Below are 21,801 nucleotides of genomic sequence, written 5' to 3' on the forward strand. Positions count from 1 at the left end.
TTCCGACATCATGCCGGTCGAATTCGCATGGCCAATAATTGACTAGGGCTGCGGGAGTATGAAGGCCACACCCGGCGCCAACAATAAATTTTCTCTGAATGTTGCCATAATCTCCTTGAGATCAGTTGTCAAACATACCGAATGTATGTATATAGAATCCAAGCTTGGGCGAGGGGCGCTTTTCAAACTCCGAGTCCGACCGCCATCCGACACTCTGTGTCGGTAGCCGCAGCCCATCGTTCCAATCCGATGCGGCTGCCCACCCCGATCGGTTGACCTCCGATCAAGACGAGAAGGATTCGGCTTTCCCTCCGAATCCTTCTCTTTTTAGCTGCTTGGACTTTTGCCTTCCGTGGATGCGGAAATAGTCGCGCTCCGTCTGGAACACTGGATCCTGGCGAGGTCGACCCTAGCGAACATGCCCGTCGACTTTCCAAAGGTTTACCGCCTGCGTTTCATGTCGCCCGCTGCAGCAAGTCCCGGATTTGCCCACGGAGCCAATGATGCGCCGCATCCCGATCACGGCGACGATGCCAGGTCTGGACGAAAGGGAAGATCGGCAGAGTGAAAGGCACCTCAAGACATAGAACATCCTGATCCGACAGATGCTCTATGCTTCGCCGTGCCGCGGTCAATATGAGGTCGGTGCCGCGCACGAGATCCGGCGCGGCTGACCAATGTGGAATCTGAACGGCGATCCGGCGCTTGTGACCCAGTCGCAAGAGCGCGGCGTCGATCTCGCTGCTGTCCTGTAGCGCGACGGAAACCTGCACATGCGGCCGCGACAGATAGGCGGCGAGATCGAGGGGCAGAGGCGCGGACTTCGCATCCACCAGGCACGCGAAGCTCTCCTCGAACAGCAGCATGCTATCGAGATCGCGAAGGTTCGGCTGTTTCAATGTTGGATAAACACCGACGGCAAGGTCGATCTCGCCATCCATCAGGGCAGCAAGAGCTCTCTCCCTGCCATAGGAGACGACGGTGAGGTCGACAAGCGGCGCGCATTGCCTCATTCGCCGGACGAGGGTGGGCAAGAGAATGGCAGCGCCATAATCCGATAGCGACAGGCGGAAAAGGCGCTCGGTCTGCCTGATATCGAATGAAGGCTGTTCCACCATGGAGCGCACGAGTGCAAGGGCTTCCGCCAGCGGCTCGGCGAGCTCGAGCGCTCGTGCGGTCGGCTGCATCCCATCGTTGCCTCTCACGAGTAGTGGATCGTTGAAGATATCCCTCAGTCTCGCCAGTGCATGGCTGACGGCCGGTTGCGAGCGATTGAGCCGCAAGGCGGCGCGCGAGACGTGACGCTCCTCAAGCAACGCCTCCAGGACGAGCAGAAGGTTCAAATCCGAGGCGGCAATATTATTCATTTTATGCATGATTTCGATATCGAATTCCGATTTCCATTCTCAATTTCAATGATCCAGATTGAAAAGGAAAGGAGAATTGACCGTGAACCAATCGACAAACACGGATATGGGATTATCCCATGTCGCCCTGCTCGTGCGTGATCTCGACAGGAGCATCGCCTTCTATGAGGAATTTGCCGGTCTTCGGGTGATCCATCGTCGGGGTGCAAAGACACCGCTGGACGCGGTCGCATGGATGGCGGACGGCTTGCGTCCCTTTGCGCTCGTTCTCGTCGCATCGCGCAGTCTCCAGGACACGCCGCTTGGCCCTTTCGGTCATATCGGCATCGCCTGTGCTACACGCGGGGAAGTACTGCGCCAAGCGAATGAAGCCGAACGTCAGGGCATATTGCGGTCCAAGCCACGCGACGACGGGCCTCCGGTCGGCTGCTGGACCTATATTGCCGATCCCGACGGCAATACGCTTGAATTATCCTTCGGACAAGAGATCGCCTTCACGACGGAGCAGCTGGGAGCGCGGATCTATGGCGCCATTCATCTACCCCATTCATCTAAATGAGTGGGAACCTTTTGCCGTCCAGCGCTTTTCATTGGACGATTTCAGAAACCATGTGGTTGTCACTTGTCGCGCTCATCCCCCAACGACCACCACCAAGCCCGAGCTCTCGTCCCCCTTGGATTTCTGAATTTCTTCATGGCCGATGTTCAGGCGGGCATCGGACCCTTCCTCGGCGTTTTCCTCGTCGCTCATGGCTGGCAAAGCGGTTCGATCGGCTCCGTCATGACGATCGGCGGGATTGCGGGGATGGTGATGATGGCCCCCGCCGGAGCCTTCATCGATGAGACCACGCATAAGCGCACATGCGTGATCGTGCTTGGCATCTGCACGGTCCTTGCCTCGATGATCATATTGGTGTCGCAGCTCTTCTGGGTCGTGGCGCTGTCGCAGGTTGCGACCGCTATTGCCGGCGCCGCGATCGGGCCAGCGCTTAATGGCATTACTCTCGGCATTGTCCGGCAGGCGGGCTTCAATCGGCAGAATGGCTACAATCAGGCATTCAATCATGCCGGCAACCTAGTCGGCGCCGGACTGTCGGGATGGCTCGGCTGGATGTTCGGGCTTACGGCCGTGTTCTGGTTGTCCGCTGTCTTCGGCGTGCTGACTATCATTTCCGTGTTGATGATCCCAGCCGATGCGATCGACGATGACGAAGCGCGCGGCGCGACCCTTGCCATCGTTGGTCCGCCGGGAGAGGGGGAGCCTGCCAGGCACCGAAAACCGAGCGGCTTCAAGGTGCTTGCCGAATCGAAGCCGCTGCTCATCCTGGCCGGTGCGCTTGCATTATTTCATCTTGGCAACGGCGCGATGTTGCCGTTGTTCGGGCTGGCTGTCGTCTCCGCCGGTCAGGCCGATCCCGCGGGCTTCGTTGCGCTGACGGTGGTGGTGGCGCAGGGCACGATGATCATCACTTCTCTAATCGCGATGCATATGGCGGAAAGGAGAGGACAATGGCTCGTGCTGCTGGTCTCGTTCGCCTCCTTGCCGATCCGCGGCTTCGTGGCGGCGCATCTGATTACGTCCTGGGGGGTCTATCCCGTTCAGGTTCTCGATGGTATCGGCGCGGGCTTGCAAAGCGTTGCCGTGCCGACGCTCGTCGCCCGCATCCTGAACGGAACCGGCCGTATCAATGTCGGCCAGGGCGTCGTCATGACCATGCAAGGGGTCGGCGCATCCCTGAGCCCGGCGATCGGCGGCTGGCTGGCGCAGGAGATTGGTTACAGCACGATGTTCATGATCCTCGGCAGCTTCGCGCTCGGGTCGATTGCGCTTTGGGTCGGGTTTCATGGAGTGGTGCGGGTTGCCGCTTCCACACCGGGGCGACCTCAGGGCGTTGTGTTCTCAGGTGATTGATTGCCTATCTCCACCCTATTGCGGGGCCAGGAAAGCATCATCCTTTGGGCATACCCTGAGCGCTCCGATCAATCGAGTTTTACCGTGGCGCGGCCGCTCGTGAGATCCCGAATAGTGTCAAAAACCTGTTCGGCGAGCGACGCGGCTATGGTCACGCTGAGCAGGGCTCCGGATTCGGTGAAACGCTCTTCCAGAACCTGCACGCCGGCCTCGCTATGAAGTTTCGCTTTTACGAGAGCGAGGTGCGAAAACTGCACATCGATCGTTGCCGCGATGGTCGGCAGTATTTCTCTTTTTTCCGCGCATTGCAGACATTGCGCGGCAGTGCCGCCATAGGCGCGGATCAGTCCGCCTGCACCCAAAAGAGTGCCGCCGAACCAGCGTGTTACGACTACGGCGACCATATCCAATTCGAAGCCGTCGATAGCCTGGAGGATCGGCTTGCCGGCCGTGCCGCTCGGCTCGCCATCATCGCTGAAGCGATAGGTCTGTCCGATACGCCAGGCCCAGCAATTGTGATTGGCATCTGTGACAGAGTGCTGCGCGACAAACGCCTTTGCCGCCTCGGTATCGGCGATCGGAGCTGCCGTCGCAACGAACCGGCTTCGTTTGACTTCCTGATTGGCGGTGGCGATCGAAACAAGCTCAAACATATGGCCTCTTAGCCAATTTCGTGCACGCTGCGAAGAGGCAGCTGCCGCCGCCCGAAAAGACATGCGGTGGCGCGCGGTGAGATAAAATGAATTGGATGAGCATAGCCGTGGAAAGTATCCAAGGCCTTCGATGGCGTAGCCGAAGCTCGTTGAGCATGATCCAGGCAGGGAAAGCTCTGCCTCATTTGCATGAGGCAGAGCAGAGAGCCTTATCGGCGCCTCGTGCGAAACTTTGTTGGGGGCGCAAGTATTCGCACGCACACAGTGTACAACGGCTAGCTGAAACGTAGCTGAGGCTCTGAAGCTCCATGATCTCATGGTCTTCGATCTAAAATCCGAATTCGCCTTGAAATCAAGGCGATAGAACGGGAGGTCGCCCGAAAGCCATCCACACTTTTTGGCATTTTGCTTTAGCCGCAAGTCTCATGCATCCGCAGCCGGCGAGGCGGTCGACGTTACGTCGGCGACGTCGATTCCTCGGCCGTGAGAGGCACGATGGAACTCTGCGACTACTTTGCCGCGGCCCTGGACATGCCGGCCTGGAGGTCAGCCTCATCGGCAACGATGGAGGCCGCCTCGTTCTGCAGGATATCCTTTGCGTTCTTGCGGGCCTTCTCGATGGCGATATCGGCGCTCAAGCTGCGCTCATTGGCCTGCAGGCCATCATCCTCGCCGGTATCGATGCCATCATTCGCCTGCCCGCGCGCCTTGATGCGGTTTGCCTGGGCGGTCAGCTCGTTGCGACGTTCGGCTTCGTTGAGAGAGATGACCTTCTTGTCGCGCTGCTCCTTCAGCGTGGTGAGGTCTTCCACGAAGCGCTTATATTCCGGATCGTCTTTCACTCGCGCGTCATGGCGGCTTTGCAGCTGCGGCAGCAGCGCCTGGAGGTCACCCCAGGGCTTGTAGTTCGCAGGCTTCACCTGTGTCCAAGGCAGCGCGTTGTCGTAGCTGGATTCGCCGAAGGTCTTGAGGTCCGAAATTCCGGGCAGGCTGATATCCGGCGTCACGCCGCGCAACTGCGTCGTACCGCCGTTGATGCGGAAGAATTGAGCGACGGTCAGTTTCAGCTCGCCGAATTTCGGTTTCTGATTGTGGGCCACCTGATCGAGATTGACCACGGTTTGCACCGTGCCCTTGCCGAAGCTCGGTTCGCCGATGATCACGCCGCGCCCGTAATCCTGGATCGCTGCGGCGAAGATCTCGGAGGCCGATGCCGAGCCGCGATTGATCAGCACGCCGACCGGGCCGGTCCAGGCCGGGGCGGCAAGATCATCGCTTTCGACCTCCACTTCGCCGCCTGCATCGCGCTGCTGGACGACAGGACCCTTGCCGACGAAGAGCCCCGTCAGGTCGATCGCTTCCGACAGCGAGCCGCCGCCATTATTACGCAGGTCGATCAGGACGCCGTCGACCTTCTCCTGCTTCAATTCGCCGAGAAGCTTGGCGACATCGCGGCTGGCGCTGCGGTAATCCTTATCGCCCTTGCGCCGGGCTTCGAAATCCTCATAGAAAGCCGGCAGAGTGATCACGCCGATCCTGCGCGTCGTATTGCCGTCCTTCACGGATAGGATCGTCTGCTTGGCGGCCTGTTTGTCGAGGCTGATCTTGTCACGGACGAGACTGATGACGTGATGCTTGCCGTCCGGCCCGGCATCAGAAGGCAAAATGTCGAGGCGCACGACCGAACCCTTGGCGCCGCGTATCATCTGCACGATTTCATCGAGCCGCGTGCCGACGACTTCCTTGATCGGGCCGTTCTCGCCTTGACCGACACCGATGATGCGGTCACCGACCGCAAGCTTGCCGGACAATTGCGCCGGGCCGCCGGCAACCAGTTCGCGGATCGTCGTATAGTCGTCCCTTTCCTGTAGCACCGCGCCGATACCGACCAGGGAAAGTTTCATCGAAATATCGAATTCCGCCGAGGCGGTCGCGCCGAAATAGTCGGTATGCGGATCGACAGACGTCGTATAGGCGTCCATGAACGTCTGGAAGACATCGTCGTTTTTGTATTTATAGGCGCGCTCCAGCGAGTTTTCGTAGCGTTTGTCGAGCGTATCGCGAATGGCGGCATCATCCTTGCCCGCCAGCTTCAGGCGCAGCCAGTCGTTCTTGACGCGTTTGCGCCAGAGATCATCGCTTTCAGCTTCGGTTTGTGGCCAAGGCTCCTTGTCACGCGCAAGCGCGTAGTCTTCCTTGGCGGTGAAATCCAGCTTCTGATTGAGGAGGCTGCGCGCATAGGTCATGCGATCGACGACGCGCTGCTCATAGACGTTGAAGATGGAAAACGGGATGTTTAAGTCTTCCTGATTGATGGCGTCATCGATCTTGGTGCTGCCCGCCATGAACTTGTCGATATCGCTCTGCAGGAAGATGACACGATCCGGATCGAGGGACTTGATGAAGCGATTCATGATCCGGGCGGAGAGAACGTCGTCGAGCGGAACGGGCTTGTAGTGGAAGCGCTGCAGAAATTGCGCCGTCAAATGAGCGGCCTGCGCCTGCTGCGGCAGCGGTGTCAAAACTGGCGGTGAACCGGCTTCCAGAGCATATGCCGATGACGCAAATGCCAGGAACAGGCAGAAGAAACCATATTTCGTACGCATCAAGTCTTGGCCCGATTCTCAATGTTAAATGTTCAATCTATAATCTAGGTGGAACAATTATGGTTTTTTGGCAACCGGACAGATGCTTTCCTTCGGGAAAGATTCTCGAAACATTTGTGTTACGCGAGTGCGAAGACGGTCTACACAGCCGCGAATACGAAGCTGGTCCTACCGGATTCGACCTTGGAATGCCGTAGAAGATGCTGCGCGAAACGTTTCTTGGCCATGCCGAGGTGCATCGGGGATATCGTCCTCGGATTTTGAGGGCAGAGGAGCTTTCTTGGGTCTCGCGGCGGGCAATGTGCGGCAACGGAGAGGTGAGCGAAAGCAATGTTATTTCCTGGCGCGCCTTCATCGCAGTAGGCGCAGGCCACCAGGCCGAAAAGTTTCGCGTCGGTAACGCGTGCGCTTCCTCTCGCATAGCGGGGAGGCGCGTATCATGCGGATTGGATATGGCAGCCGGTACGGCTTTAACGAATTGTGGAAGAAGACCCGGAGGGAAACCAGGTCTTCTTCCGTCTCTGATCGGAGGTCTAGTTCAGATCAGATCAGAAGCTGCGCTCGAAGCGGAGGATGCCAGCCCACTGGTCCTTGTTGATGGAGTCCCAGTTGGTGTAGGTGACTTCCGGCTCGATGAGCAGGTTCTTGACCGGCTTCCACTTGACGTTCGTGGTTGCCGAGAAGGTCTTGTTGTCGGTGTAGGCGAGCTGCAGGTTCCACTTCAGCTTTTCGTTGACCGGTACGCCAACGCCGCCCCAGACAGCCCAGTCGCCCCAGCTCTGGCCGATCGAATCGCCAGGCGCATACTTGTTGAGCTTCTTGCCGTCGGTGTTCCAGCCGCCCATCAAGAAGGCGTCGAATACGCCGAAGTCGGCATCGACACGGGCCTTGATGGCGCCTTCTTCGACGATCGAGTCGTAACCGCCAACCACCTTGAAGGACCATCCGCCAGCCTTGTAACCAGCACCGGCAACAACATCAGGGATGTAGTGGTTCGTGCTGTCTTCGCCGTTTGCGCCAGTTGCGCCCTTACCGGAGTTCGAGTCTTCAACCGAGATCACAGCCGTGAAGCCGTTGCCGGCGTCGTAGTTGTAGGTGATCTGGTTCAATTCGTACGGGCCATCAGCGATCACGTCGTCGTTGATGACGTCGCCGGCGTAGCCGGTGAAGACGTTGAACTGCGAGTCTTCCTTACCAACGGTGAAGCCGCCGAGGCTGATGCTGGCGTGCAGCAGGTTGGTAGCCGTAGCGCCGCCGTCATTCCAGTCCCAACGCAGCTCGGTGTTGGTCTTCAGCGGGCCGTATTCGGTGTCGGTTGCCGTCTGCAGCTGCAGCTCAGCACGCGTGTGCCAGAGAGTGCCAAAGTGAGTGTCTGGGCTGTAGGCGTCGTACCACTTGCCTTCGGTACGAACCTTACCGCCGATCTTGAGGCAGGTTTCCGTGCCCGGGATGAAGAAGTAACCAGCACCGTATGCGTCGCAGATGCGAACGTATTCCAGCGGCTCGGGCTCAGCAGCGACGATTGCGTCAGCCGCGTGAGCACCGGATACTGCTGCGAGCGCAGCAGCGGAGCCGAGAAGAAGGCTCTTGATATTCATTTTTTCTCCAATCGATTTGCCGGATCGGAACGTAGCCGGAGGTTTTCCACCACGTTCATCAATTAGGCGTTCCCTCTAACCGAAAGCCCGAAAGACTTTCGTATCGGCACGCTAGCGGTGCTTTTGACGCATCGGAATAGAATAATTCGGAGTGATAAAGTAATTACCGTCATAAATTCGTCAAAGATGCAAAAATACACCATAAAATCACACGATCTTAGTATGTATATGAAGTATATTAGAAATCTATACGTAATAAACGTACAAGATGTATGTTATTAATCGAAATTTTGTAAAAGTAATAAGTAAAGAATACAAACTATACAATAATTGCCGAGGTGTGCTTGTAGGGCGAATCCTGATGCGATCTCACTCAAGTCAGTTAGAGGGATTGCAGAAGGATCGGAGATCTGCGGGTGGAGAGGCGAAAGTGCCGCTCGGCAGTGCGCCTGAAGCCGAACTTGGCCGCAGGCCACTTGCGAACTCGGGCATACTTCAGCAGCCGATGTCCCCGGTCAAATGGCTGGATTGCGAGACCGGCGCGATTGTGGGACCGTCCGGCCCACAAGGTTCTCAGCCGTGCAGAATGCTTTGAAGCCGCCGAAGCAGGTCCCTCTGTGGTTTAATGGGCTTCCGCGGGGACCAATGGAACTTCCGTGCCATTGGCGTCGTAAAGCTTACCGTTCAGGAAATAATCGCCGTCATGCAGTCCGGCAATGTCCTGATAGCGGATCAGACGTTCCGTTCCCGCAACGAAGACCGATTGCTGATCCGAATTTCCGGTCGTCAGGTGGTTGAATAGGAGGTTCAGCATGATCGCCATCAGCGCCGCCGAGCTGATACCGGAGTGGAAGATGGTGATGACCCATGCCGGAAAGTGCTCGTAGAAGCCCGGTGAGGCGATCGGGATCATGCCGAAGCCGATTGAGGTCGCCACGATGATGAGATTCATGTTGTTTTCATAGTCGACCTTGGCGAGTGTGCGGATACCGCTTGCCGCGACCGTCCCGAAGAGGACGAGCCCCGCCCCGCCGAGTACGGAGCTCGGAACGGCGGCGACGATGCGGCCGACGATCGGCAGCAAGCCGAGAGCGACAAGAAAAAGGCCACCGGTCGCCACGACAAATCGGCTCTTGATGCCGGTCACGGCCACAAGGCCGACATTCTGGGCAAAGGCGCTCTGCGTGAAGGAGCCGACGACCGGGGCGAGGATGCTGGACAGCATATCGGCGCGCAAGCCGTCGCCGAGCCGGCGCGCATCGACCTTGGTGCCGACGATCTCGCCGACAGCGAGAATATCCGCCGAGGTTTCGACCAGCGTCACCATGATGACGATGCACATCGAGACGATCGCGGCCACATCAAACACAGGATAGCCGAAATGGAAGATCTGCGGCAAAGCAACAAATGGCCCGTTCATTACTCGGGAGAAGTCGGCAATGCCGGCTGCATAGGCGATCCCCGTGCCGATGATGATGGCGATCAGGATCGAGAGCCTTGATATGGCAGCACTCCCCAGCTTGCTGAGCAGCAGCACGATCATGAGTGTCGCGGCGGCGAGCAGGACATTGGCCTGGCTGCCGAAATCCGGTGCATTCCTGTTGCCGCCCATGGCCCAGCCCGCTGCGACCGGCATAAGGGTGAGGCCGATAGTCGTGATGACGATGCCGGTGACGATCGGCGGAAAGAAGCGCGTGACGCGTGAAAAGACCGGCGTGATGAGGAGCCCGATGAAGGATGCTGCAATGACCGCGCCGAGAACGGCCTGTATGCCACCATGCCCGGTAATGGCAATCATCGTCGCGACGCCGGAAAAGGATACGCCCTGTACGAGGGGAAGGCGGCTGCCGAAAAACGGTATCCCGATTGTCTGCAGGATGGTCGCAAGACCGCCGGCAAACAGCGATGCGGTCACGAGCAGGCCGACGTCGGCCGGCGTCAGGCCCGATGCCTGACCGATGATCAACGGAACGGCGACGATGCCGCCATACATCGTCAGAACATGCTGAAGGCCATAGGCCAGGTTGGCGCCGATGCTGAGTTTTTCATCTTCGGGGGGTAGGCGCGCGGTATTTTCCTCTGCTGCTGCCAAGGTAATCTCCTCCATACCTTTGCGTTTCTCGTTTCCTCCAAACGAGAGCTGCACGTTACGGCGTGCGCCGTCACAAGACTTTATAGAAAAATGCGAAACACCTTATCGGCAGGCCGCGCCCGGTTTCGTAGGCAGATACCGCTCTCCGCCGGCGGCCGTTTAAAAAATGCCCGGTCTTTGTCCAACTGAGATAGGGCGAAAACTGATGTCGGCACGCATTGTCGCAGGACTTATGCATCTTCCGAACCAATACAGTCTCGGGAAAGACTGTATGTGCAGAGCCTATAGCAGAGTTGCGATTCGAATATCATTCAGAAGATTTGGATGGATTGTATGAGTGAATACCAAAATAAGGCAGTCAAGCTGCTGGCTTCGACTGTGAGCGATGGGTCTCTAATGGATTTGAATGATCGCAGGGATGCATTTCTGCACAGAGCTCTGGAGCTTTATTTTGCGGCCGGTGGCACCGAAGACGCTATCCAGCCGATGGTTGAGAAAGTCTATTCGACGAGTAAGCCACGCGTGGATATAGCCGTCGGCGATGTGCTCTACAAATTGGCCGGTATCGGTCACGCGTGCGATATTGATATCATACAGGCAGGTTACAACAAGCTCGACGACGCCAAGCAGACATTTGCTGGCGAGCATCATCATCCCTGATAGAAGTAGATTCCTTCCAGGCCAATGATGAATGTTGCAAACGAGCCCATCCGTTGTGTGGATGCCTGGGCTCTTGGCCAGCCCGCACGGGTTGCCTGCACTTCAACAGTGGCATCTCCGTGCCCGCTTCACTTCAAAAAGGGTTGAGATGACACCGCACCATCAGCCTGAAAAGGGGCATGTTGAAACATCATATCCATCTCCGCATATATCGTGCACATTAGTTGACGAAGCAGTGATTATCGTGCGCAGAAAGAAGATTTTAATCTCCAAATCGCGCACCTCTTGCATGGCCTTGCTGATATTCTGAGCATCAATGATCTGCCGGGCTGCGGGAGGGAAAGTACAAAAATGACCGACAATGCGATCTATGTGTACCAGTCGATTGCGCGTGCGGTTCGCGATCACGATGTCGGCACGATGTTCGGTCTCATGGGAGATGCCAATCTCTTTATTATCGACCATTATGTGCGCGGATGCGGCGGCCGCTTCGTGCCGGCAGCGCATGAGGGTAGTTCGGTTCTGATGGCGCTTGCCTATGCTCACGTCGCGGGCAGGGTGGGCGTGGCGAGCGTGACTCACGGTCCGGCTTTGACCAATTGCGTCACCGCACTCACTGAAGGCGCCCGCGGTTCCATCCCCATGGTGCTCCTGGCGGGCGACACGCCGGTCGTCAACCCGCACCATCTGCAAAGCATCGACCAGCGCGAGGTCGTCAAGGCCACCGGCGCCGGCTTCGAGCAGATGCGCTCACCGGAAACTGCAACCCGGGACGTTGCCCGCGCTTTCTACCGTGCCCGGGTCGAGCGGCGTCCGATCGTCTTGAACATGCCGGCCGATTTCATGTGGTGCGAACAGCCTCACGAGCGGGCTGTCTTCGAAGTCTTTGATGCTCCCGGATATGTGCCCGAGGGTGACGCGCTGGACAGGGCCATCGGCATGATCGCTTCGGCAAAGCGTCCGCTCATCCTCGCAGGGAGCGGGGCTTGTGGTGCGCGCGATCAGCTGATCCGGCTGGCGGATCGGCTGGAGGCTCCGCTTGCGACGACCTTGAAAGCAAAGGGGCTCTTCGGCGGTCATCCCTATAATATGGACATTTTCGGCACGCTCAGCACGCCCGCCGCCTATGACCTGATTGCCAGGACGGATTGCCTGATCTGTTTCGGAGCGGGGTTGCATGACTTCACCACCGACCGGGGCAAGCTCCTGAAGGGCAAGCGCATCGTCCAGATCGATATGGATGCGCGCGCCATCGGCAAGAACATTCATCCGGATGCAGCCCTGGTAGCCGATGCAGGATTGACGGCAGACAATTTCGTTCATTGGCTGGACGAGGCGGAGATTCCGCCGAGCGGCTTCACGCACGAATTGGATATTGCCTCGCTCACCACCCACCCATCCGATCAGCGCGGCACGACGAATACGGGATATGTGAATTACATCTGGGCGCTCGAAGAGCTGGAAAAAGCTCTGCCGAAGAACAGGGTGCTTGTGACAGACGGCGGGCGTTTCATGACCGAGGTCTGGTGCCGGATTTCCGTCAGCGACCCGAGGAGCTTCGTGGTGACGGCAAATTTCGGCTCGATCGGCCTTGGGTTGCAGGAAGCAATCGGCGCAAGCGTTGCTGCGCCGGATCGACCGGTGGTGCTTTTCACCGGGGATGGCGGTTTCATGATGAGCGGCGTCAACGAGTTCAATACGGCCGTGCGTCTTGGGCAGGACCTGATCGTCATCGTCTGCAATGATTCCGCCTATGGTGCCGAACATATCCAGTTTCGCGATCGGAAGATGGACCCCGGCCTCACTCTGTTCAACTGGCCCTCATTTGCCGAGGTCGCGACCGCGCTCGGCGGCCACGGTATTGCGGTCAGCTCGGCCGACGAGCTTGAAAGCGCCCTGGGCGCCATCCGGAATCGCAATCGCCCGGTGCTGATCGAGCTGCGCCTCGATCCCAATGACGTGCCGCGCATGCGCATCTGACGATCTCCTGCGAGGGCACGAGAGGCAAAACCGCTTTCAGGGCTCAACATGTCGACATCGACTTGGCCAAGAGCTGTCGTCACCTCATGGCCGAAGGATTTCTTCGGCCGTTCGATGCTTGCTTTTGATTTGCCGCAATCGAATAGTCTTCTGCGAGACGGTATATGTCTCCAATACCGTCGATCTTGCCGCGGAAGGCGGCGGATTGGCGGAAGTTTCAAGGCGCGCCTTGTCCTCAATGAGCTATAGAATTTCGATGAAATCGAGCGAGTCGATGTTGAATTCCCTCAGCCTCCGCTCTGGCGCCAATTCAGCGGGCGGGGGATCATGGCAGGCTTGATTCGCCTCTATCGCTATCTGCTTGCCCTGCTTGCTTTGTCGGGTATCGCGATCTCATATTTTGCTATCATACCGGGCGTGCATGTTTCGCGACTGACCATGACGTTGAATTTTTTCAGCTATTTCACCATTCAGTCCAATCTTCTCCTCGCCGCGATACTGCTTTGCGCGCAAATCGCGCCGCGCTCGTCGATTGGCCGATGGGCGAGCAAGCCGTCGATCCGAAGCGCTGTTCTCATTTACGTCGGGATTGCGGGCATCGTTTATGTTTTGATGCTAAGGGACGTTTGGCACCCTCGCGGCTGGCAACTGCTCGGAGACCAGATACTTCATTATTGTGTTCCGGTGCTGTATGCCCTGGATTGGATTTTTCTGAGTGAACGCGGCAGGCTTTCCTGGCGCGATGTGCTCTGGTGGCTGGCTTTTCCCGCAGCCTATTCGGCTTATACGCTTGCGCATGGATATATCTCTCACTTCTACCCATACCCGTTCCTGGACGTTCGCGATATCGGCCTTGAAGCCGTCCTGCAGAACATGGGGCTGCTGGCAGCAGCCTTTCTGATTTTGGGAGGGGTGCTGACTTTTCTCGACTGGGTCAGCACCTGGCAACGGGTCTTTCGGCGCGCATAGGTTGCGGGAATAGGCAAATGTGTTCCGGGGCACATTTGTCACGGAGCAATATGCCGCTGCAGGCGGCTCTCCTGTCTCCTTATTCGGCCAGCTGTGTAGCGGCGGCGGAGCTGGGTGCCCGGGTGCCGGAAAGGCTTGCCTGGCCGAGCGCTATGACGATGACGGCTGCGATGGTTGCCGCGATTGAAACCCAGAAGCCGTTGGCGGGGCCGAAACTATCCACCACCCAGCCGGAGACGAAGGCGCCGAGTGCCATGCCGATACCGATGCCGGTCATGACCCAGGTCACTCCTTCCGTCAGCATGGCCTCCGGTACGCGGCGTTCGATCAATCCGAAGGCAGTGATGAAGGTCGGTGAAATGGCGACGCCGCTGAGGAAAACGGCAAAAGCGAGCAGTGCGACCGAGCTGCTGGCTACAAGAAGCGGCAGGGAGGTGATGGCAAGGACGGTGGCGGCCACCAGCAGCTGACGTTGCAGCGGCATTTTGAGGTTCAGCGCTCCGATGATGAGGCCGACGATGAAGGAGCCGAGCGCATACACACCAATGACGATGCTTGCGGCACTCGGTTCGCCGAGCTGCTTGGTGATGGCCACGGCACTGACTTCCGCCGTAGCGAAGGTGGCTCCGACGAAGATCAGCGCGAGCGTGATGATCTGGACCGGCCGCTGCCAGATCGCCGAGTGCTGCGGCGCTTCGGCATCGATTGCACGAACCTTGGGCTCCGTCGATCGCTGCATCAGGAAGGCTGCTGATCCGATCGCGAGGAAGATGGTGCTGGCGATCATCCCGGCTTCCGGGAACAGTGAGACGGCAAGTCCAACGGAAAAGGATGCGCCGGTGATGTAGACGAGCTCATCGGCTGCCGATTCGAATGCGAAGGCCGTGTTCAACTCGGGCCGGTCTCGAAAGATTTCCGTCCAGCGCGCGCGTACCAGGGCAGGTATGCTCGGCATGACAGCCGCGAAAAAGGCCGATGCGAACAGTGTCCAGGCGGGCCAGCCCTGATTTGCCGCGACGACCAGAATGATGAAGGAGAGGACCGAAACGATGGTGCTCGGCACGACAACGGCACTTTGACCGAGCCGGTCGACGAGGCGCGATATCTGCGGCGAGACGAAAGCATTTGTCAGAGCGAAGGTGGCCGAAACCGCGCCGGCCAGCCAATATTCGCCACGCGTCTGCGACAGCATGGCAACGATGCCGATCGGCGCCATGGCAAGCGGAAGACGTGCGAAGAAGGCGGCGGCTGAAAAGCCCTTGGCCCCGGGCGCTCGGAAAATCTCTCTATATGGATTGGACATCGGAACATTCCCCGAATTGAACGAGATTGCGTACGCATACGCGGCGTATGTCAATGGATAATTGCATACGTCGCGTATGTCAACTAATATACGCAGCGTATGCAAGTGAATGCAGAGAGCCGACGGAGACGCAATGCGCAAACCTCGCAGTGAAATGATTGCCGAAACGCGAGCCAAGCTGCTGACCGCCGCCCGTAAAGCATTCGGCAGCGTCGGCTATGCCGAGGCATCGATGGATGATTTTACAGCGGCGGCGGGGCTGACGCGAGGGGCTCTCTATCACCACTTCGGCGACAAGAAGGGACTGCTGCAGGCCGTGATCAACGAGATCGATGCCGAAATGACCGCAAGGCTCTGTCAGATCTCATCTCAAGCACCGTCGCGCTGGCAGGCGTTCGTCGACGAGAATGTCGGTTACGTCGAGATGGCGCTGGAGCCGGAAATTCAGCGCATCATGTTTCGTGACGGTCCGGCCGTGCTCGGCGAACCCTCCGGATGGCCGAGCGCCAACGGCTGCATCGCCACGATTACAGAAAGCCTTCGCTGTCTTCACGAAGACGGTATCATCGTCGATATTGACCCGGAAGCGGGCGCTCGCCTGATCAATGCGGCAAGCAGCTGCGCCGCGCAATGGATCGCCAATTCGGACGATCCAGAGATGACCTCGAAACGGGCGGTCGGCGCATTTCGCACCTTTCTCGAAGGATTGCGGGTCGAGAAGGGCTGATTTGCGAAGTGACGTGACGCCGTAGACGACGGCGGCACTCGGGTTATCGCTTGTCGTCCATTGCGCGATCAGGTCTTTGCGGCCTTGGCAAAGGTCGGATCGAATGTCTTCTCAAAGGGCACGTCGGCATTGGCGAGTTCGGGATCGAGCGTTTTCAGGACGCCCATCATGGAATTATAGCCTTCCATCGTGACCATGCCGTCGGGAGAATACATCTCCTTAGAGTTCTTGAAGGCCTGCATATAGAGATCGCGGTTGCCGAGCAGATATTCCTCCGGAACGACGCCCGCGACATCTTCGGGGCTTGCTGCCGCGATCCATTTCAGGGCCTTCATGAAGGCATTGACCGTCTTTTGCGCGGTGATCGGATTCTCTTTGGCAAATTCGCGCTTGATGTAGACGGTCGCAGCCGGGTTCGGACCACCGAAAAGCGCACGCGTACCGGCCTCGGTGCGCGTATCCAGAAGCACCGTGATGTCGCCGTCATACTGCAATTGCGCGATAACCGGATCGAGATGAGAAAGGCCGTCGATCTGGCCGCTCTTGACCGCGGCAACCGCGCCGGCCCCGCCGCCGACGCCGATCAGCGATGCATCGTCGGTCTTCAGCCCGCTCTTCAGCATGGCATATTGGAACATCAGCGCCGTCGAGGAGCCTGGCGCGGTCACGCCGATCTTGCGGCCCTTCATGTCCGCCATCGACTTGATCTCGCCGGTGAGATCCTTGCGCACGGCGATGACGATGCCCGGGAAGCGCCCGAGATTGCAGATCGCGACGATATCCTGCCCCTTGTTCTGCATGCGGATCGTATGTTCATAGGCACCGGCGACGACATCGAGGGAGCCGCCGATCAGGCCTTCGAGCGATTTCGAACCGCCGGCGAAATCATTGATGGTGACATTGAGACCTTCTTCCTTGAAGAAGCCTTTTCGCTCGGCGATCGTCAGCGGCAGGTAATAGAGCAGCGGCTTGCCGCCGACGCCGATCAACAGATCCGGCTTTTCCGGTTTCGCATCCTGTGCCGCGGCGGGCAAGATGCCGGCAAGCGATGCGCCGATCCCGAAGCTTGCCGTCCCGATCAGAAATGTCCTGCGTTCCATGTCCTTGTTCCTCCACTTCGCTATTCTCGATGCGCTACTGGCCGCGCCAGGAGAGCAGGCGCCGTTCGACCATCGTCATGACCCAATCCACCAGCAGGACGAATGCGGTCAGAACCACCATGCCCGCAAAGACGCCTGTCACGTCAAAGACACCTTCAGCCTGCTGGATGAGATAGCCGAGGCCGGCGGCCGAGCCCAGATATTCGCCGACAACGGCGCCGACGACGGCAAAACCAACCGAAGTATGCAGGCTGGAAAACACCCAGGAAAGCGCGGAGGGCAGATAGACATGGCGCAACAGCTGTCGCTCGTTCATGCCAAGCATGCGGGCATTGGACAGCACCGGCTGGCTGACCTCCTTGACGCCCTGATAGACGTTGAAGAAGACGATGAAGAAGACGAGGGTGATGCCGAGCGCGACCTTCGACCAGATACCGAGGCCGAACCACAGCGCGAAGATCGGGGCGAGCACGACGCGGGGCAGTGCATTGGCCGCCTTCACATAAGGGTCGAAGACGGCGGCAATCAGCGGTCGGCGCGCGAACCAGAAGCCGAAGACGATGCCGCCGAAGGCGCCGAGCAGAAAGGCCAGGATCGATTCCGATAGCGTGATCCAGAGGTGATACCAAATCGATCCGGTCGCAAACCATTGAATGACGCGCTGCGCCACCTTGAGCGGATCGGCAAAGAAGAAGGATATGGTTTTCGGGTTGCCGAAAAGGCCGGTATTCGTTGCGAGATGCCAGATAGTCAGAAGGGCCACAGCCACCAGGATTTGCAGCAGGAGAAGCAGAGAACGGTTCATGCGATCTCTCCGCTGCTCTGGCGATAGGCAGTCATCACCTCATCGCGCAGCGCCTGCCAGATATCACGATGCAGCCGGTTGAATACGGGATCGTGGCGTATCTCGCTGATATCGCGCGGTCGCTCCAGAGGGACCTTGAAATCGCCGATGATGCGGGATTTCGGACCGGCCGACATGATGACCACGCGGTCGGCAAGGGCAATCGCCTCATCGAGATCGTGAGTGACGAACATCACCGCCTTGCGGTCCTCGGACCAGAGTTTCAGCAGGAGGTCGCCCATGATCAGGCGGGTCTGCGCATCGAGCGGCCCGAAGGGTTCGTCCATCAGCAGCAGTTTGGGATTGCGGATGAGCACCTGGGCGAGGCCGACACGCTTGCGCTGGCCGCCTGAGAGCGTGCGTGGGAAACGATCGGCGAATGTGGCAAGGCCAACGCGCCCCAGCCAATCCCGCGCAACCCGTCTTGCCTCGGCTCTATCCGCACCCGCGATCTCAAGTCCGATCGCAATATTCTCGAGAACCGTTTTCCACGGCATCAGCGAATCCTGCTGGAAGAGATAGCCTGCCTGCTTATTGATGGATTTCAGCGGCTGGCCGAAGACTTCGACCGTGCCGGACGCCGGCGTCAAAAGGCCCGCCGTCGCATTGAGAAGGGTGGATTTGCCGCAACCCGTCGGACCGACGATAGCCACGAACTCATGCGCTCCGACCTCCAGATTGGTCGCCGCCACGGCATCGAACCGTGTCCTGCCGGCTATTTCAAAGGAAATCGCCACCTGCTTCAGGCTGACCGCCCTCACAGCCTCCATCGTCATGCCCTGCTTTCCTCCCCGATATCCGTCTACCTCCGGCGGACATCAGGCATTGTCATGTTCGGCCAACAGATCAAAGCATGCCCGGCCAGTCAATATGCGGATTGGCTCCGCTCCCGCTCTGCTGCAGGGAAAAGATGCGAAGCCCCGACAGTTGCTGCCGGGGCTTCGCAAGTTTCATTGGAATCGGGCGGTCAGGCTGCACGCCGCCGGTGCCGGCCCTCCTGAACTTCCTCGACGATCTTGTCGACGAAGGCCGGAAGATCGTCGGGCGACCTGGACGTGATGATGCCTTCATCGGTCACGACCTTTTCGTCCTTCCAGTCCGCGCCGGCATTTTTGACATCCGTCTTGATGGACCAATAGGAGGTTGCCTGGCGTCCTCGCAATGCGCCGGCCTCGACGAGCAGCCAGGGTGCGTGGCATATGGCGGCGACCACCTTGCCGGAATTCAGGAACTCGCGGACGACACGCATGGCGTCTCCTTCGAGGCGCAGCTTGTCGGGATTGATCTGGCCGCCCGGCAGCACCAGCGCATCGAACTGGTTCACGTCGACATCCTTGGCCAGGAGATCGACGTCGACGCTGTCGCCCCAATCGGTCTTGTCCCAGCTCTTGATGCTGTCCTTCTTCACGGAGGCAATCTTGACGTCGGCGCCACGCTTGCTGAGTTCGTCGAGCGGAACGCGGAGCTCTGAACGTTCGTAGCCGTCCGTTGCCAGAATGAGAATATGTGCGGAATTGATGGAAGGCATGATCTATCCTTTCGCTGTATCGTTGATCGGATGCCCGTTTCCAAACCCCAGCGGCAGGCAATCGTTCCCGAATTTCCGCGGGAACCGCAGCGAGGTCCGGCGGTTATGGTGGCAATCGACAGGGAGAGAACGGATGGAGCAGACAATCCAATTCGAGCAGTCCGGCTGGGTTCCCAACAACAGGCGATTTCCGGTAATCGTCTATCGGCGGGTGCTTGACGGCCCCGACAGGGCAAGGGCTTTCGAACGGCTCTTTCGAACCAATGGGTGGGGCGGCCTCTGGCGAAACGGCGTCTATTCCTTTCACCATTTTCATTCGACGGCCCATGAAATATTGGGCATCGCCGCAGGTCAGGCCCGGCTGATGATCGGTGGACCCGCCGGTAAGGAAATCGCGGTCCAAGCCGGCGATGCCCTGCTGCTGCCGGCCGGAACCGGCCATTGCCGGCTGGAGGCGAGCAACGACCTGCTCGTGATCGGCGGTTATCCGCCAGGTCAGGAGGCCGATCTCTGCCGGGAAATGCCAACGGCCGAGCAGCAGGCGATGATCGACGAGCTTGGCATACCGGCAAGGGATCCGCTGAAAGGAGAGGCCGGTGGCCTCCGCTCCCTTTGGCATGGCAACACCTAGCGCCGGTGAAACAGAGCGTCACCAGATACCCGGCAGCAATCGGAATCGAACGCGCTTGGAATAGTCGGCATAGCCTTCCAACTCGCTATGAAGCAGCGCATCTTCCCAGCTCGTGCGCAGGATCAGCACGGCGCTTGCCCAGGCGGCAGGGATCAAGGCCCACCAGGAACCCAGTGCCAATGCCAGCCCCGCAAATACCAAGATCGCGCTGACATAGCCGGGATGACGCACGTAGGCGTAGGGACCGTCGCTGATGACGTGCTGGCCGCGTTCGCGCTGGAGGCGCACGCCGGGCTCAAAGAAGCGATTGACCGCCTGAGCCCACGTGGCGAGCGCGATGCCTGCCGCGAGCAGAAGATAACCGAGGATCACGATAAAGGTTGGCATCACCGACCATTCCATCCTGCCGGCATCCAGGGCTCCGAGTGGTATTTCGGCGATCATGCCCAGGAAGGTCAGCGAGACCAGGATGAGATCCCAGCCTTTTGTTCCGGTCTGGAAGCGGCTGCGCGCCTGGAATATGACCGGGTTTACGCGCCGCATGATCAGAAACGCTATTCCATAGCTCACCACCAGGAACGCGATGAAGACCCATCCAGGCGGCCAGTCGAGACGACCGGCGGGCAGAAAGATAAGTACGAGCAGCGCCAGCGGCAGTCCGATCGCGTAGCATAAGGCCTTCGTGCGGGACATCGGCTCGGGCTCGGTAACGGTCATGTATTGGCTCCTTGCAGGACAAACCTGCTGTGCTCGTCGACAGATTCATACCGTATCGATGATGGAAGTGGACGGATCGAGCGGTTCGAAGCCTTGACACCCGATGCGCCGGGTTTAGACCGGCCGAATGTCATTATGCTCCTTCCCCCCGGAGATTCCATGAAATTCCTGGCATCCTTTTCCGCCTTCGTCGGTAAGACCTTTTCCATATGGGTCATCCTGTTTGCCGTCCTCGGTTTTTTCCTGCCCGACGTCTTCAAGCAGCTTGCCCCTTGGATCGTCGTGCTTCTCGGCATCATCATGTTCGGCATGGGACTGACCATATCCGTTGACGACTTTCGCGAGCTGGCGCGTCGTCCCCATGAGGTCGCGATCGGCGTCATCGCACATTTCGGCATCATGCCGGCGCTGGCACTGCTTTTGACGCGGATCATTCCGATGCCGCCGGAAGTCGCCGCCGGCGTCATTCTGGTCGGCTGCTGCCCGGGCGGCACCTCGAGCAATGTCATGACCTATCTTGCGCGCGGCGACGTAGCGCTGTCGGTCGCATGCACGAGTGTGACGACGCTGGCTGCGCCGATCGTCACGCCGTTCCTCGTGTGGATGTTCGCGAGCCAGTATCTGCCCGTCAATGCCTGGTCGATGTTCATCAGCATCGTACAGGTCATCATTGTGCCGCTTCTGCTCGGTTTTGTCGCCCAGAAAGCCGTGCCCGGTCTGGTTCGTGCGGCAATCCCCGTTCTGCCTCTCGTCAGCGTCATTGGCATCGTATTGATCGTTGCGGCTGTCGTCGGTGCGTCGAAGGCGGCCATCGTGCAGTCCGGCCTGCTGATTTTCGCCGTCGTTATCCTGCACAACGGTCTTGGCTATCTCTTCGGCTATTATGCCTCGAAGGTGCTCGGACTCAATTTCTACAAGCGCAAGGCGCTGGCTATCGAAGTGGGCATGCAGAATTCCGGCCTGGGTGCCGCGTTGGCGACGGCCTATTTCTCGCCGATCGCCGCGGTTCCCAGCGCCATCTTTTCCGTCTGGCATAATATTTCCGGCGCGACGCTGGCAAACTGGTTTGCCTCGCGCGAAGACGCCGACGCACCGCCGCGTCCCTGAAATATCT

The 21,801-nt window shown here is 58.7% G+C and carries 19 protein-coding genes; 8 read left to right on the forward strand and 11 right to left on the reverse strand.

The window, feature by feature from the left end; translation table 11 throughout:
* Window positions 1–455: 455 nt before the first annotated feature.
* Window positions 456–1,367 carry a LysR family transcriptional regulator gene (locus FHT85_RS13100; RefSeq protein ID WP_210293678.1) on the reverse strand — a complete coding sequence of 304 codons (912 nt, stop codon included), beginning with the start codon at window positions 1,365–1,367 and terminating at the stop codon, window positions 456–458.
* An 82-nt stretch (window positions 1,368–1,449) separates the two neighbouring features.
* Here FHT85_RS13100 and FHT85_RS13105 point away from each other — a divergent pair, with 82 nt between their 5' ends.
* Together FHT85_RS13105 and FHT85_RS13110 are read left to right on the forward strand one after the other, a co-directional pair.
* Window positions 1,450–1,926: a VOC family protein gene (locus FHT85_RS13105; RefSeq protein ID WP_210293679.1), complete on the forward strand. Its 477-nt coding sequence runs from the start codon at window positions 1,450–1,452 to the stop codon at window positions 1,924–1,926.
* Between the two features lie 135 nt (window positions 1,927–2,061).
* A complete protein-coding gene (locus FHT85_RS13110; RefSeq protein ID WP_246779970.1) occupies window positions 2,062–3,279 on the forward strand; it encodes an MFS transporter in 1,218 nt (405 codons plus the stop codon).
* 68 nt (window positions 3,280–3,347) lie between these two features.
* On the opposite strand, the gene FHT85_RS13115 is transcribed toward FHT85_RS13110, so the two are convergent.
* The 4 genes from FHT85_RS13115 to FHT85_RS13130 all read right to left on the reverse strand — a co-directional run bounded on the left by FHT85_RS13115 (window position 3,348) and on the right by FHT85_RS13130 (window position 10,243).
* Complete coding sequence (locus FHT85_RS13115; protein ID WP_112399894.1) at window positions 3,348–3,932, reverse strand: IMPACT family protein; 585 nt, start codon at window positions 3,930–3,932, stop codon at window positions 3,348–3,350.
* 509 nt (window positions 3,933–4,441) lie between these two features.
* Window positions 4,442–6,538: a carboxy terminal-processing peptidase gene (locus FHT85_RS13120; protein ID WP_112399893.1), complete on the reverse strand. Its 2,097-nt coding sequence runs from the start codon at window positions 6,536–6,538 to the stop codon at window positions 4,442–4,444.
* Between the two features lie 548 nt (window positions 6,539–7,086).
* Window positions 7,087–8,136, reverse strand: coding sequence for a porin (locus FHT85_RS13125; protein WP_183774130.1), 1,050 nt, complete (start codon window positions 8,134–8,136; stop codon window positions 7,087–7,089).
* Window positions 8,137–8,758: 622 nt separating this feature from the next.
* Window positions 8,759–10,243: a nucleobase:cation symporter-2 family protein gene (locus FHT85_RS13130; RefSeq protein ID WP_112338214.1), complete on the reverse strand. Its 1,485-nt coding sequence runs from the start codon at window positions 10,241–10,243 to the stop codon at window positions 8,759–8,761.
* A gap of 318 nt (window positions 10,244–10,561) precedes the next feature.
* On the opposite strand from FHT85_RS13130, the gene FHT85_RS13135 reads away from it, so the two are divergent.
* From FHT85_RS13135 to FHT85_RS13145, 3 genes are all read left to right on the forward strand, one after another.
* The gene (locus FHT85_RS13135; protein ID WP_246779971.1) at window positions 10,562–10,888 is read left to right on the forward strand and encodes a hypothetical protein; all 327 of its coding nucleotides are present in this window, start codon (window positions 10,562–10,564) and stop codon (window positions 10,886–10,888) included.
* A gap of 351 nt (window positions 10,889–11,239) precedes the next feature.
* On the forward strand, window positions 11,240–12,868 hold the full coding sequence (locus FHT85_RS13140; protein ID WP_112413141.1) for a thiamine pyrophosphate-binding protein: 1,629 nt from the start codon (window positions 11,240–11,242) through the stop codon (window positions 12,866–12,868).
* A 327-nt stretch (window positions 12,869–13,195) separates the two neighbouring features.
* Window positions 13,196–13,837 carry a Pr6Pr family membrane protein gene (locus FHT85_RS13145; RefSeq protein ID WP_246779972.1) on the forward strand — a complete coding sequence of 214 codons (642 nt, stop codon included), beginning with the start codon at window positions 13,196–13,198 and terminating at the stop codon, window positions 13,835–13,837.
* Between the two features lie 79 nt (window positions 13,838–13,916).
* Here the strand turns inward: FHT85_RS13145 and FHT85_RS13150 are convergent, their stop codons facing one another.
* A complete protein-coding gene (locus tag FHT85_RS13150; RefSeq protein ID WP_112413140.1) occupies window positions 13,917–15,140 on the reverse strand; it encodes an MFS transporter in 1,224 nt (407 codons plus the stop codon).
* Window positions 15,141–15,273: 133 nt separating this feature from the next.
* Between FHT85_RS13150 and FHT85_RS13155 the strand changes: the two genes are divergently transcribed.
* On the forward strand, window positions 15,274–15,867 hold the full coding sequence (locus tag FHT85_RS13155) for a TetR/AcrR family transcriptional regulator (RefSeq protein WP_162709828.1): 594 nt from the start codon (window positions 15,274–15,276) through the stop codon (window positions 15,865–15,867).
* Between the two features lie 68 nt (window positions 15,868–15,935).
* Here the strand turns inward: FHT85_RS13155 and FHT85_RS13160 are convergent, their stop codons facing one another.
* From FHT85_RS13160 to FHT85_RS13175, 4 genes are all read right to left on the reverse strand, one after another.
* Window positions 15,936–16,967 carry an ABC transporter substrate-binding protein gene (locus FHT85_RS13160; RefSeq protein WP_112399888.1) on the reverse strand — a complete coding sequence of 344 codons (1,032 nt, stop codon included), beginning with the start codon at window positions 16,965–16,967 and terminating at the stop codon, window positions 15,936–15,938.
* A 34-nt stretch (window positions 16,968–17,001) separates the two neighbouring features.
* Window positions 17,002–17,772 carry an ABC transporter permease gene (locus FHT85_RS13165; protein WP_112338221.1) on the reverse strand — a complete coding sequence of 257 codons (771 nt, stop codon included), beginning with the start codon at window positions 17,770–17,772 and terminating at the stop codon, window positions 17,002–17,004.
* Entirely contained in the window at window positions 17,769–18,587 is an 819-nt protein-coding gene (locus FHT85_RS13170; RefSeq protein ID WP_112413138.1) for an ABC transporter ATP-binding protein, read from the reverse strand. The genes FHT85_RS13165 and FHT85_RS13170 overlap by 4 nt, the downstream gene beginning before the upstream one ends.
* Before the next feature lie 191 nt (window positions 18,588–18,778).
* Window positions 18,779–19,339, reverse strand: coding sequence for a DJ-1/PfpI/YhbO family deglycase/protease (locus tag FHT85_RS13175; RefSeq protein ID WP_112413137.1), 561 nt, complete (start codon window positions 19,337–19,339; stop codon window positions 18,779–18,781).
* 133 nt (window positions 19,340–19,472) lie between these two features.
* Here FHT85_RS13175 and FHT85_RS13180 point away from each other — a divergent pair, with 133 nt between their 5' ends.
* Complete coding sequence (locus tag FHT85_RS13180) at window positions 19,473–19,970, forward strand: cupin (protein WP_112413136.1); 498 nt, start codon at window positions 19,473–19,475, stop codon at window positions 19,968–19,970.
* Window positions 19,971–19,988: 18 nt separating this feature from the next.
* On the opposite strand, the gene FHT85_RS13185 is transcribed toward FHT85_RS13180, so the two are convergent.
* Entirely contained in the window at window positions 19,989–20,687 is a 699-nt protein-coding gene (locus FHT85_RS13185; protein ID WP_183774133.1) for a methyltransferase family protein, read from the reverse strand.
* A gap of 159 nt (window positions 20,688–20,846) precedes the next feature.
* On the opposite strand from FHT85_RS13185, the gene FHT85_RS13190 reads away from it, so the two are divergent.
* Window positions 20,847–21,794, forward strand: a complete 948-nt coding sequence (locus tag FHT85_RS13190; RefSeq protein ID WP_112338227.1) for a bile acid:sodium symporter family protein — start codon at window positions 20,847–20,849, stop codon at window positions 21,792–21,794.
* The last annotated feature ends 7 nt before the right edge of the window (window positions 21,795–21,801 follow it).

It is taken from the genome of Rhizobium sp. BK312 (assembly GCF_014193605.1).
Classification (GTDB): Bacteria; Pseudomonadota; Alphaproteobacteria; order Rhizobiales; family Rhizobiaceae; genus Rhizobium.

What these genes read in the sequence shown, in the direction of transcription:
- FHT85_RS13100 (WP_210293678.1), bottom strand. Translation starts at nt 1,367, where the DNA reads ATGAATAATATTGCCGCCTCGGATTTGAACCTTCTGCTCGTCCTGGAG.
- FHT85_RS13110 (WP_246779970.1), top strand. Translation starts at nt 2,062, where the DNA reads ATGGCCGATGTTCAGGCGGGCATCGGACCCTTCCTCGGCGTTTTCCTC.
- FHT85_RS13115 (WP_112399894.1), bottom strand. Translation starts at nt 3,932, where the DNA reads ATGTTTGAGCTTGTTTCGATCGCCACCGCCAATCAGGAAGTCAAACGA.
- FHT85_RS13120 (WP_112399893.1), bottom strand. Translation starts at nt 6,538, where the DNA reads ATGCGTACGAAATATGGTTTCTTCTGCCTGTTCCTGGCATTTGCGTCA.
- FHT85_RS13125 (WP_183774130.1), bottom strand. Translation starts at nt 8,136, where the DNA reads ATGAATATCAAGAGCCTTCTTCTCGGCTCCGCTGCTGCGCTCGCAGCA.
- FHT85_RS13130 (WP_112338214.1), bottom strand. Translation starts at nt 10,243, where the DNA reads ATGGAGGAGATTACCTTGGCAGCAGCAGAGGAAAATACCGCGCGCCTA.
- FHT85_RS13135 (WP_246779971.1), top strand. Translation starts at nt 10,562, where the DNA reads ATGAGTGAATACCAAAATAAGGCAGTCAAGCTGCTGGCTTCGACTGTG.
- FHT85_RS13140 (WP_112413141.1), top strand. Translation starts at nt 11,240, where the DNA reads ATGACCGACAATGCGATCTATGTGTACCAGTCGATTGCGCGTGCGGTT.
- FHT85_RS13145 (WP_246779972.1), top strand. Translation starts at nt 13,196, where the DNA reads ATGGCAGGCTTGATTCGCCTCTATCGCTATCTGCTTGCCCTGCTTGCT.
- FHT85_RS13150 (WP_112413140.1), bottom strand. Translation starts at nt 15,140, where the DNA reads ATGTCCAATCCATATAGAGAGATTTTCCGAGCGCCCGGGGCCAAGGGC.
- FHT85_RS13155 (WP_162709828.1), top strand. Translation starts at nt 15,274, where the DNA reads ATGCGCAAACCTCGCAGTGAAATGATTGCCGAAACGCGAGCCAAGCTG.
- FHT85_RS13160 (WP_112399888.1), bottom strand. Translation starts at nt 16,967, where the DNA reads ATGGAACGCAGGACATTTCTGATCGGGACGGCAAGCTTCGGGATCGGC.
- FHT85_RS13165 (WP_112338221.1), bottom strand. Translation starts at nt 17,772, where the DNA reads ATGAACCGTTCTCTGCTTCTCCTGCTGCAAATCCTGGTGGCTGTGGCC.
- FHT85_RS13170 (WP_112413138.1), bottom strand. Translation starts at nt 18,587, where the DNA reads ATGACGATGGAGGCTGTGAGGGCGGTCAGCCTGAAGCAGGTGGCGATT.
- FHT85_RS13175 (WP_112413137.1), bottom strand. Translation starts at nt 19,339, where the DNA reads ATGCCTTCCATCAATTCCGCACATATTCTCATTCTGGCAACGGACGGC.
- FHT85_RS13180 (WP_112413136.1), top strand. Translation starts at nt 19,473, where the DNA reads ATGGAGCAGACAATCCAATTCGAGCAGTCCGGCTGGGTTCCCAACAAC.
- FHT85_RS13185 (WP_183774133.1), bottom strand. Translation starts at nt 20,687, where the DNA reads ATGACCGTTACCGAGCCCGAGCCGATGTCCCGCACGAAGGCCTTATGC.
- FHT85_RS13190 (WP_112338227.1), top strand. Translation starts at nt 20,847, where the DNA reads ATGAAATTCCTGGCATCCTTTTCCGCCTTCGTCGGTAAGACCTTTTCC.